This is a genomic window from Klebsiella sp. MS 92-3 (assembly GCF_000195655.1).
Lineage (GTDB): Bacteria > Pseudomonadota > Gammaproteobacteria > Enterobacterales > Enterobacteriaceae > Klebsiella > Klebsiella pneumoniae.
The window spans coordinates 23,004-34,342 of sequence record NZ_GL882770.1 but is presented as its reverse complement, the minus strand read 5'-3'; the positions used below and the strand labels follow the sequence as shown (position 1 = coordinate 34,342).

At 47.5% G+C, this 11,339-nt stretch carries 7 protein-coding genes and 1 pseudogene; 1 reads left to right on the top strand and 7 read right to left on the bottom strand.

Features of this window, described 5'->3' with window-relative positions:
• Positions 1-67: 67 nt before the first annotated feature.
• The 6 genes and pseudogenes from HMPREF9538_RS0127145 to HMPREF9538_RS20365 form a co-directional block, all read right to left on the bottom strand.
• Entirely contained in the window at positions 68-1,015 is a 948-nt protein-coding gene (locus HMPREF9538_RS0127145; protein WP_000155904.1) for an ArdC family protein, read from the bottom strand.
• Between the two features lie 563 nt (positions 1,016-1,578).
• Positions 1,579-1,940: pseudogene (locus HMPREF9538_RS0127140) on the bottom strand (transposase); the annotation flags it as partial.
• Positions 1,941-2,081: 141 nt separating this feature from the next.
• On the bottom strand, positions 2,082-3,098 hold the full coding sequence (locus HMPREF9538_RS20350; RefSeq protein WP_001687163.1) for an HNH endonuclease: 1,017 nt from the start codon (positions 3,096-3,098) through the stop codon (positions 2,082-2,084).
• A gap of 47 nt (positions 3,099-3,145) precedes the next feature.
• Positions 3,146-4,930 carry a restriction system-associated AAA family ATPase gene (locus HMPREF9538_RS20355; protein ID WP_000771822.1) on the bottom strand — a complete coding sequence of 595 codons (1,785 nt, stop codon included), beginning with the start codon at positions 4,928-4,930 and terminating at the stop codon, positions 3,146-3,148.
• Positions 4,927-6,492 (bottom strand): restriction endonuclease subunit S, encoded by a 1,566-nt coding sequence (locus tag HMPREF9538_RS20360; protein ID WP_001081246.1) that lies wholly within the window; start codon positions 6,490-6,492, stop codon positions 4,927-4,929. Before HMPREF9538_RS20360 ends, HMPREF9538_RS20355 begins: the two co-directional genes overlap by 4 nt.
• A complete protein-coding gene (locus HMPREF9538_RS20365; protein WP_000940059.1) occupies positions 6,489-8,162 on the bottom strand; it encodes a type I restriction-modification system subunit M in 1,674 nt (557 codons plus the stop codon). Before HMPREF9538_RS20365 ends, HMPREF9538_RS20360 begins: the two co-directional genes overlap by 4 nt.
• Positions 8,163-9,236: 1,074 nt before the next feature.
• Here HMPREF9538_RS20365 and HMPREF9538_RS20375 point away from each other — a divergent pair.
• The gene (locus HMPREF9538_RS20375) at positions 9,237-10,340 is read left to right on the top strand and encodes an AarF/UbiB family protein (protein WP_009484398.1); all 1,104 of its coding nucleotides are present in this window, start codon (positions 9,237-9,239) and stop codon (positions 10,338-10,340) included.
• Here the strand turns inward: HMPREF9538_RS20375 and HMPREF9538_RS20380 are convergent.
• A complete protein-coding gene (locus HMPREF9538_RS20380) occupies positions 10,337-11,308 on the bottom strand; it encodes a sensor domain-containing diguanylate cyclase (protein ID WP_002911798.1) in 972 nt (323 codons plus the stop codon). The genes HMPREF9538_RS20375 and HMPREF9538_RS20380 overlap by 4 nt on opposite strands.
• Positions 11,309-11,339 lie beyond the last annotated feature (31 nt).

Genomic DNA, 11,339 nt, shown 5'->3' with positions numbered 1-11,339 from the left:
GCGCCCTGCAGCGTTGCCGGTTAAAAACCATGTAACCGCATTCCCTTGCGGTTGTCTGGCTCCGTCCTCAGAGTTTATCCATCAGATAAGAATGCGCTTTAGAGGCGGCGCTGACCGCTTTGAAAATATAACGCTTGTCGTTTTTCAGCGCTTTCAGCCAGGAAGCAATATAGCTTTCATGTTGTACCTCTCCCTCAATGCCAAGATCAGCCATCAGAAAGGCACTTCCCAGCTCCGCGACAAGTTCTTCCTCTGCATAATCCGCACTGCCAAACTTCCCTTTCATTTCACGGTTCAGGCGTTTTTTACCCCCGCTCCAGTGAACCAGCTCATGCAGACCGGTAGCGTAGAAGTTAGCCGCATCCGAAAACAAATGGCGCTCCGGTAACCAGACTTCATCAGTTGATGGGCTGAAAAAGGCGTTTTGTCCTTTCTCGATGATGTTTGCGCCACTCTTCCGTAACAGGTTCTCAGCCTGCGGCAACGGGTTAAATGTAGCTTCCGGGCTGACTGTTTCAGTTGTCAGGGGCAAACCGTCGATTTGCTGAACGTTAAACACGGTGAAAGTTTTCAGCATCGGAATTTGTTCAACCTCTCCGGCGTCGTTTTCCTTTTCCAGGGTCGTATAGAAAATGGCTGTTGTGCCATGTTCACCCTTGCGAACCTGTCCACCTGCTGCCTGTGCCTGTTTGTAAGTCATCCAGCGGGAATCGCTGAAACCCTGTTTAGATGCGCTGCACCACAGCAACATGATATTCATTCCGCTGTAAGCCGTGCCAGTGGCGTAATTGGATGGCAGTCCAGACATGCCGGATACACGCAGCCACGGGCAGGACCACGGTTTTACACCGGCTTCCAGCGCTGCAATGATGCTGTCGGTAACGGTCTGATAAATATCCGTTCTGGTTTTAGAAAATTTCGTTTTTGAGGAGCCTGACTGCTCCAGCGAGGATACGCTGGTCGCCGCTGCGGTGTTAGGGGCGCTTGTCCGGGAGGTATAAAGGGAAATCGTCATGTTTTTTTCTCCGTCAGTGTGTGATTTTCGTCTTCGTATCGCCTGACGGTTCGCTTTCCCGGCATCGTTCTGTCCTGCAAGGGCGCAGTATGCGTGCAATTTTACCCTTGCGGGACGGGTTGTGTTGGGAAACGATTAACCGGAAGCAGATATGAAGAACGGAAAAGCGCACGGGAGAGAAAACCTGCCCCTGCATAGCCGGGCTTAACGCCCCTTACTTCGCAGCGGTGAAATTAGATTGGTGGTAATGAGTCGGGAAATGGCATTAACAGGAGGTTCTTGTTGATGTTAGCATGCTTTCCTGCCGGACGAGGTGATACTGCTAACCAGGGGCGTTTTGTTCTTAAAATGCCTCGTTCCGGCATCAATCACTACCGAGTCCCTGCCGTCCCCTTATTGAGCGCCGCGTACAGTTTATTCACTACCACCCATAGTGAGCGATTTAGTGAAACAGGCCACAGCGCCGTAACCGCGGGCATCATATGCCGTAGTGGCGATCTGTCTTATTCTCAGTGCCCCTCTATCAGTATGCGCCCATGCAAACTGACATTCCCCCTGTATTATGTTGACAGGGAGAGACCTGCCAGCCTACTGGCGTGACGTTGCGACAGACCCGTTGCCTCACACATGACTTCCACAGCTTCCCGCTTCTGGTCTGTCGTCAGAACTTTCGGTTCAGGGCCACCTGCAACGCTTCTTTATCCATCATGACTTCTGCAAGCAACTCCTTGAGGTGGGCGTTCTCTTCTTCAAATGACTTAAGACGTTTCACCTCAGGCATTTCCATGCCATCAAACTTCTTGCGCCAAGTGTAGTACGCAGCATCAGAGATAGCGTGCTTGCGGCAAAGCTCCCGGGCAAAAACTCCAGATTCAGCTTCGCGGAGGATACTGATGATCTGTTCGTCGGAAAAACGCTTCTTCATTATGATGTCCTCATGTGACTAATGAAGACGTTACTAACATCGGTGTATGTTAATCAATCGGGAGCAGGGCAAAGCCACCGTTTGATGTTTTTTTATAACAGTAAGTTATAAACAAATTGATAGCTTGATATGTATTGAGCCTCAAAAAACACCTATTCGATGGCAAGCTTTAAGAAAAGGTTCTTTAAGGAAATTGCATTCAGCATAAGGCTTCTTTTTCGCTTGACGTGCTAATGTTCTCATGAATTCGGTAGGACTCAACCCCTCCTCCTTCCACTCATCTAGCACCTGAGTAAGCCAGTATTTACCGTCATTTTCTGCACAAACTTTGGCTTTATAACGTTCTTCTATACCGTACAAGTCTTTCCATGTTTCTAGTTCCTCCTCCAGCGTATCGGGACCGAACTGTATAATAATATCAGCAGGCTCAAGCGCATCGATATTTGCATGTTGTAGAGTAATCTGTAATTGAATTACATGATCCACTGAGGCAAATGGATTGAAGGCCTTACGACGAAGAGCGCCGCTCTGAATAGGATCTTTGGATAACTTATATGTGCTATTGCACTCATGACAGGCCGGAGCAAGATTATGGAAATTTATCGAATTAAATGGATATAAAGCTTTGGGCAAATAATGGTCATAGGCCTCGCGCTTGCTATGGTTCCCACCCTTTATATCTCCAATACCACAAAAAGGACATTTACCCGCCTTGTTCACTGCTGCAAAAGATTGATAGTGATCGTGTATATCACCGATCTTGGCACGCAGTACAGCGAGATCAAGCAGTGACTGTGAGTATAAGCCCTTAAAGAAAACAGCAAGTTGTTCTGCTATATCTTTGTGGTGAATGGCAATATCGGAATAACGGACAACTTGTATTGAAGGGTCATTAGCACATATTTTTTCCAGATCATTATTCCCTTGATACCACTGTTTAAACTGATCGATTTGTACCTCAGTCAGTGACGAAAACAAGCCATAAATTTTCTCTACATGGTTATAAAAGAAAACAGCACCTTGTGTATCCGAGGAAGAAAAATCCTCCATCACTTCATACAATTCTGCGTTAGCTTCAAACAGTTTAAGACAAAAAGGCCCTCTTACCCGCGCTTTGCACCATACCTCATAAAAAATAAAATCAATGAATGCCTGCATCTTTTCCATTTTGTGTGGCACATAGGTATATGAAAACAGCATCAGTGCTAAACCTCGTCATTCGTTGGATTGTCGCTATCAAAAATAGCCTTGAGGAGTAATACTTTTTCCACCGAGTCACCCAATTGTTCATCAATTTCTGTGATCAGAGTTTCCTTGTCTTCAATGCCTTCGTTAAAACGTCTGCGTAAATCATCCAGTACTGCTTGCGCATGGCCACCGATAGTTTCACGTTTGCCGAAGGTATTCATAGTAATTTTATTGATTGATGCACCAAGTGTGTTGTATTTAGGTATGCTTATTGTGACCGCACCGCTATATTTATCCTTAGAAAAAACCAGTACTTTTTCGGGTTTACTATCTGAGATAAGGAAAGGTGTATGAGTAGTGATCAACATTTCCTGCTCCACATTCTCAGTGTTACATAAACATTGGCGCATCCGAGTGATAAAACTGGCACGCCAATGTGGGTTGAAATGAGTCTCCGGTTCGTCTAACAGAAACAGGCTGTTGGTTTCTCTAAACAGTAAACATAGACCTAGGCTATGAAGCAATTGGTGTTCACCGTCCGAGAGTTCCTTGAGCATCATTGGCTCTTCCACTCCTTGTTTAGTAAAACGCACAAACTTGAAGCGCATAATTCGTTCGTCGGACGCCAACGTTGGTACCGTTTCACTGACATAGTGACTTGTTGAGCGATACAGATCAGTTTTGAGATTATCACTCACCTTATACAAATTGAGTGTCAGCAATACTTGGAACGCCTGGAATAGAGCCAGTGCCGAACCATTAAAATTCTCGCGAAAAGCCTGTCGAGTAGCATCATTAACCCAGTAGTCCAGAATTAGAGTGTCGTTACACTCGTCCTCGTAATACAAGCTAGCGCAGCGTTTAAGCGCGCTGACTACCAAGGAGGATTTGTCATCCCCTTCCAGCAGCTGCATCAGGTTTAAATGGTAACTTTGACCACTTTCTTCATCCATATCCACATGCAGAGCAGGGTTACTATTCAAAATGTCATCAAGTGATTGGTGCTGGTTTTTATCCTCGCTGGCAAACGAGGTCAACTGCTCCGGCGCAAGAGGAATACTGCGACGGATAATAATACGAAACTCCCGCAACGCCTCTATACCAACATCCTCACGGAAAGGTTGAAGCGCAGTTTCGTTTTGAAAAAGCAGATTACAAAGTAAAATAGCTTGGCTGAAACCACTGTCAAGATAGGCCAACCTCGACTCCGGATGGCCAGAGTAGCTCAGTTGTCGAGTCAAGGCATTCCAGTACTCGTCGAACTGTACAAAGCGCATTTTGAAAAACGGTAGACTGAGAATTTCATTCTCGCCAGACGAGTAGCCCAACACATACTGAGGCAATAGAATATCGGCATGGCTTCCCTTGAAAACTTCATCAGCATTTGTGTCAAAGTCACTCTGATTTACCCAATGGAAACGCACAGATTCCCCGTTGTTTTTCCACACGGAGACTTTTGCCCATTCTTGTCCGCCAGAGATTCGAAACTCTTCTGGTACTCGAATTAGATAATCCAGCTCAAATGAGATTGGTGATAAATCATGATCGGTACTTTGCAATACCTCAGGCAAAAAACTTCGACGGACCCGCAAAATTTCCAACTGAAAGAAGATAGCTGCTAATGCTTCAAGCAGATTGGATTTACCACTGCCGTTGGGACCAGCACACACAAAAGGCGCAAAGCCTTCATGTTGATTCAATTCTTCCTGTAAATCCCATTCGGTTCTAAAATAGTGTTCAAAACCACAGGGCAGACTACGGAAGCCGGACGGATCAGAGATTTTTAGGCGTAATAGCTTCATACCAAAACCGCCTTAAGTTCAATGCAATTGTCAGCGTCATTGAATACCTGCTTCAGTGTACCAATAGCCAGAGCTTTGAACACCCAAGCTTTGATATGCTCATAGTCACTTTCACCAAACTTAGAATCAACGTCCGGATATAATTCCGCCAGCCGTGCCTGCGCCGTCATCATGAACTCATGTACTGAAAACGATGAGTTGCCCAATTGCGCTATATAGGCCTCTAGCCATTCCTCGATCAGTGACTTGCGAGCCTCTGCATTATCCAACGCGGATGGTAAGCTATTAGTTACGGGCAGATAATTACCCACTGCTATATGTTGTACGGCATCCCCGTGTTCAGGTTCTTCACCTGATACCGGGAAAAATATCTGTGTCGGAATAGGCACACGCGAAAGTTCTAATTCCCCCTTGAAAGCCTTTTGGCTAACAACATCATACAGGGTCTCAAGATCAGCAAGACTTTGCTGATAGCGAAATTTAATAGCATGCGCTTTCTCTACAATAGTAGCGAATTTATTTTGTAACTCCAGTGGAGGCTTAAGAATAGGGATGGCCCTTAACTCTTGGGCATTAATGTTAGCCATACCAATAATATTACGACAAAGATTAAATAATTTTGCTTTTCCAAACTTTGAGTTCAGGTGCCCCCATACAAACCAAGGGTTAGTTTGTTGATCGAACCTAACACGAATGAGATAGCCAGCAATAATAACAGTTTCATCTCGATCGTAAACCGCCGTTTTACCAACCAATTCTTTTGAATTGGTCCGGTTGAAAACGAGATCTCCTTTCTGAAGAGAATATTTATCCAGATCCTTATTATCTACATCGATATATTTAAGATTCTCAAAATCCCAGTAACCATCCGGAGTAATGTTATTCATCCGTATGTATTTATATTTTCCACCTTGCGCTGATACACTTGTCCCGTATCTTACATCGACAGCTAACTCACCTATTGTTGTTAGTTCCCATCCTTTTGCATTTTTTACCGGATCACTAAACATATCGACGAATACGCTCTTTAGTAGGTCATCCAGGTATTGCAAAAGTTGTTTACGCTGTTCAATTAGCCCTTCTACCTTGGCCAATAAATTAGCTATACGAGCCTGATCATTGATGGGAGGAAAAGGTACTTCCAAACTAAGAAAATCAGACTTCGTCAAGCTACGTCTACGTGCAACAACCCCTTGCATACGAGATGCATAGAGTCGCCTTGCCTCGGAGGAGCGCAGATAACGCTCAAGGTAAGGGATATGGCATACCGATTCATCCTTGAGTTTCCAGATACCATAAGCTGGGCTAACGATTCCTACCGGATATTTTGTCTGGAATCCAAGAACTCCCTCGTCAATAGGAAACCCAACAACAAGTTCATTCTTGTATACAATACGATATTTAGACGTGTCTGAACTGGCAATCCGCTTCTTGAATTTGTCTGATTGGTCAACCAAACCATTTTTCATGGTTATTGATAGGACCGGAAGCTCTCGATTGCCTGCACGGTGGTGACCGGATTGAGTTAATATGTCACCAAGGGGAATAGTCATTCTATTCATACTATCATCCCCTTTAACTCTAGTAGCTCGTACAAGATGCCACTTTGTACTTTATTAAGCACTTTCTTATCCACATTCCCCACTTCTGCTTGAATTAGTCGTTCCAGAATAGCTTCAGGCTGTTCGTACTGCACTTCTTCAAATATTTCTTCCTTATAGCGAGACAGCGAAAGATCGTAATTCTCCGCTTCAATATCTATTCTTGGCACCATAAAACACTTAGCTGTACGATCTGTGTCAGACGCCTCATCACGGGAATGGTATTTTTGAATGATGTCTTGCAGGTCGCCGTAGCCTTCAAGCTTATTTCGTTTGTCATCCAATGAGTAACCATCGGAAGACATCTCATAAAACCAGACATAATCGGTAGCAGGTTTGGAAATTTTATCCCCCGGCCCGAAAACTTTGGAGAACAATAAAATGGCAGTACTTACTCCAGCGTAGGGTTTAAACACTCCACTGGGCAGAGTAATGACAGCCTTGAGGTCGCAGCGCTCAACTAAAGTTTGCCGTAGTTCTTTGAATGCCTTGCCCGAGCCAAACAATACTCCTTGAGGCACAATCACACAGGCGGTACCGCCCTTTTTCAGCAAACGATAGATGTTCTCAACAAACAAAAGTTCGGTTTTAGTGGTTGAGAGTTTCAAATTCTCATTAATATCCCCCCTGTCTATACTGCCAGTAAAAGGCGGGTTTGCTAGCACTATGTCATATTTGGTTTCTTCACTATAGCTCTTGCTTAGTGTGTCCTGATAATCAATATGCGGCTCATCAATTCCATGCATCATTAAGTTCATTAGGCCTAAACGCACCATAGTAGCGTCAATGTCATAACCATACAGACTCTCTTGCAAAAGAATCCGGGCCTTTTTGGTCAGAGCGGCAGTCACAGAAGTGCGAAAGAACCCATCTTCATCATGAGTAGATCCTTTTGAATTATCTCTTTTTAAGTTTTGAGATAAAGACAACTGAGTAAGGATGTACTGGTAGGCACCTAACAGAAACCCCCCCGTACCGCAGGCAGGGTCGGCAATACGTTGTCCCAGTTGCGGCTGGACCAGATCTGCCATCAATTTAATAATGTGGCGTGGTGTGCGAAATTGGCCGTTCTTGCCTGCGGTGGCGATTTCCGACAGCAGGAATTCATATACATCTCCTTGAATGTCTTGAAAAGCTTGGCCTTTTTCTTGAGAATCCCTTTTCATCATCTCGAAGATTTCGTCAATGGCCTTCACTGCCTCCACCAACAATGCTGACTTTGGGATAATGAATACTGCGTTTTTCATGTGATGAGTGAAGTTAGATTCAGCACCATTCAGATCTTTCAGAAAAGGAAAAACTTTGTCTCGCACATGTTGCAGCATCTCTTCGGGCTGCAATTTCTTGAACTCGCTCCAGCGAAGCGTGCGTTTATCTATAGGGTGTTGTTCCGCAACAGGGCGGTTTCTTTCCTCTGGTGGAATCCAAGTACCAGCAAACTTAGAAATGTATTTCTCACCACTCGTTTCACCTTCGTCTTGCCTTTTATGATCGAGTTCATCTAGCCGTTTCATAAACAACAGGTAGGTAATCTGTTCAATGGCTGTGAGCGGATTGCTAATGCCGCTACTCCAGAATTTATCCCAGAGGCGTTTGATCGCGCTTTGAAGGTCAGGGTTGTTTTGTAGCATGTGGCTGGGTTCTCGGTTCAGTCTCTATTGAGGTGCTTTGTGGCTGGCAGTTTACTCTTTTTTCAGAACATTTTCCTTTCTTAAAGTGGCAACTTACCAGCCCATTTTGGCTGCACCATGACATAACTATATGTTTTTTAGTAAAAATAGCTCAATTAGTAACAGTATTCATAATGTCCTATCGGCGATGAGTCTCAGTAAACCACCAAATAATAAGCATTATATTCTACCACAAAGAGATAAAACAGACAAAAACTTATCATTAGAAGGCTTTAAAAGTGTAAATGTCTAAAAAGCTCCCGAAAAGAGGTTATCCAAAAATCGTAGAGCTACCAACACGCCCGCTAAAATATTCACTAAATTCAGTGCCAAAAAACATCGCCATTCACACAGGATATCCGACATGAAATGCATACTCCAACTCTGAACGATTTGTGTAAGAGCGGACGGCATCAACATTGCCCTGAGATGTCTGTGGGGCACGTCCTATGTACATTGATTTTTTCAAGACAGTAAATGCAGAGTTTTTCCTATGCTTAACAAGCAAGCATCCCGCCACTCAGTAGGCGGATAAAGTGCTAGCCATCCAAGTTTCATACGCAGGGTTACCATCCAATCATAACGACGCCTCAGCCTGTTCTACTTTACTGTAGTAATAAGCATCGCATCTACGCTTTGTCGCACACTCATTCGAAATTGGTGGTCATTATGGTGGTCTTGACAGGAAGAGCAACAAGGTTTAGCTTATTTATTAGCCAGTTATTGGCTTGGGCGATCCCAGTCAGAGGAGCCAAATTTAAGAAGCCTGCTTTCGAGCAGGCTTTTTGCTTTTTTGCGTCGCTGACGTTAACTCAGCATCGCATCCAGCCTGGCAAGCACCTCGTTGACAACGACGCCAGGTATGCGTTCCAGACGCTTGCCTTTCCCTACCGCCTTCCTACGCCCCGCGTGTCCTCCGTGAGCGCACCCCAGCTCAGCCTGAAAAAGCGCCTGCCAGTAGGATGAATTCACTACCGTTTGCGGGTGAGATAGCGTGGATTATCCACTCTGTCTAACGTTATACCCGGAGGCACCATGAACCTCAGACAACAGCAACAGCAGGCGTTCGATCGCAGCGGAGAACCTCTTATCGTCGGCAACGTCAGCCACTGCCCGCTGCCGCCCGAGACCCTCGCCGCACTGGGCCCCGATTCCCCCTATGTGGTGCAGGTATACGGCTCAGGCCTGACCGGCGAGGTTTATCGTCTGCGCATCGCCGGCAAGGAGTACAATTTAAAGAAACGTCGCGCCGTCGCCGGCGTTGCCAACCTCAACGGCCAGCTGTCGTTTTTAAATGAGGTACAGCGTCGGCAGGCATTGCAACAGCTGAAGGATGACCCGGTCACCGCGCCGCGCTTCACCCACATCGTCCCAACGCTGTATGCCGATTATCGCCTCGGCATCCTGCTCTCCCCCTGGATCGATGGCGAGCCGATACACCAGTTGACCCCGCCGCTGATCGCCCAGCTATTTACTACTCTGGAAGCCTGCGAAGAACAGGGGCTGATGGAGTGGGATCTCTGTAGCGGGAATCTGCTGGTGGACCGGCAGGAGCAGCTATGGCTGTTCGATTTTGGCTATATGTATCCCTTCGACCCGCTGAGAGAATTCAACAGCAATGGTCTGGCCGACCCGCTGTTCCACTTTGTCGAACGTTTTGAGACTCGCTTCTTTTTTAGCTGGCTGATGACCCGGATCCCTGACGCCGAACAGCAGCTGGCGCAATATCGCGAGATGAAGCGGCTGGCGGTCGAAAGCTACCGCCGGAAGCTCGTCTGGCTTCGCGCCCGGCGCGCTGACCCGCTGGTGCTGGCTCACTTTCAGCAGTTGACGGCGCGCTGGGAGTCGGCGCTGGCGGACCCTGCCGCGCTGAGCCGGCTGTTTGCCGTAGAGGCCTTTCGCTCACATGTGCTGGATATTGAAGACGACCTGCATGGTCAGTCCTGTACCTTACTCACCCTGCAACGCATTGATTGGGTGATAAACCAGCTGGAACAGCATTATCGCTTTATCGCCGACGAAGGCGGCCTGTTTTACGACAATGTTGGGAAATCTCAGCAGGCGCTGCTCAGCAGCTATGCGCAGAAGCGGCAGCAGGCGCAGCAGTACCTGTTGAAGGCCACCGCCGCAAAGGATTAACGGCGCTCGCGTCCCTGCTTCTGCTTCGCCTGGTACATCAGGCGGTCAGCGGTGGCCACCAGCGCGTTGAGACTGGGATGGCTGGCGGGATCATATTCGACGCAGCCCCAGGAGAACGCCAGCTGCCAGGGATTGGCCGCCTGCTGGTTGAAACGCGCCACGTTGTGGCTGAGCGTCTCCATCGCCGTCGCGGCATCGTGGCGGCTGGTATTGGCGAACAGAATGATAAATTCGTCCCCACCCTGCCTCGCGAGGATATCGGACTCGCGGAAGGCCGCTTTCATCAAGTCGGCGATGGCGATCAGCGCGCGATCGCCCTCTTCATGCCCCCAGGTATCATTGATGTGCTTGAAGCGATCGAGGTCGACAAACGCCAGGCTCACCGGCTCATGGCGGCGCTGGGCCGTCAGCAGGGCATACTCTGCCAGGGTGAGGAACCCCCGGCGATTAAACAGTCCCGTCAGCTCATCCGAGGTTGCCGCATCCAGCACCTTGAACTCATCCTCCACGATCGCCGCCAGATCGCTTAAGATCTGCATTTCATGGGCGGAAAACGATCGCGGCTGGTGATCCATCAGACAGAACGACCCGACGGTCGCGCCATCCGGCAGTTGCACCGGATACCCGGCGTAAAAGCGGATAAACGGCGCCTCAATAACCAGCGGGTTATCGTGAAAGCGCTCGTCCTGCTGCATGTCGTTGACGATAAGCGGGTCGGTTTGCAGAATGGTATGGGCGCAAAATGAAATATCTCTCGGCACCGTGTCCACATCGAGACCGGCACAGGACTTGATATGCAGGAGATCTTCCCCCACCAGACTGATGGACGCCACCGGCAGGTTATACAGCGAACGGGCAAGCCTGGTCAGGCGATCGAAGCGTTCTTCTTTTCCGCTATTCAACAGCCCGGAAGAGCGTAGCGATTGCAGGCGACGCTGCTCGTCGGGATGAAGTCCGGCTAATTTCATTGTCTCTCACTTGTCTCTTGCGCAGAATTCC

Coding starts and splice junctions, on each gene's coding strand:
- HMPREF9538_RS0127145 (WP_000155904.1), bottom strand. CDS start 1,015: ATGACGATTTCCCTTTATACCTCCCGGACAAGCGCCCCTAACACCGCA.
- HMPREF9538_RS20350 (WP_001687163.1), bottom strand. CDS start 3,098: ATGCAGGCATTCATTGATTTTATTTTTTATGAGGTATGGTGCAAAGCG.
- HMPREF9538_RS20355 (WP_000771822.1), bottom strand. CDS start 4,930: ATGAAGCTATTACGCCTAAAAATCTCTGATCCGTCCGGCTTCCGTAGT.
- HMPREF9538_RS20360 (WP_001081246.1), bottom strand. CDS start 6,492: ATGAATAGAATGACTATTCCCCTTGGTGACATATTAACTCAATCCGGT.
- HMPREF9538_RS20365 (WP_000940059.1), bottom strand. CDS start 8,162: ATGCTACAAAACAACCCTGACCTTCAAAGCGCGATCAAACGCCTCTGG.
- HMPREF9538_RS20375 (WP_009484398.1), top strand. CDS start 9,237: ATGAACCTCAGACAACAGCAACAGCAGGCGTTCGATCGCAGCGGAGAA.
- HMPREF9538_RS20380 (WP_002911798.1), bottom strand. CDS start 11,308: ATGAAATTAGCCGGACTTCATCCCGACGAGCAGCGTCGCCTGCAATCG.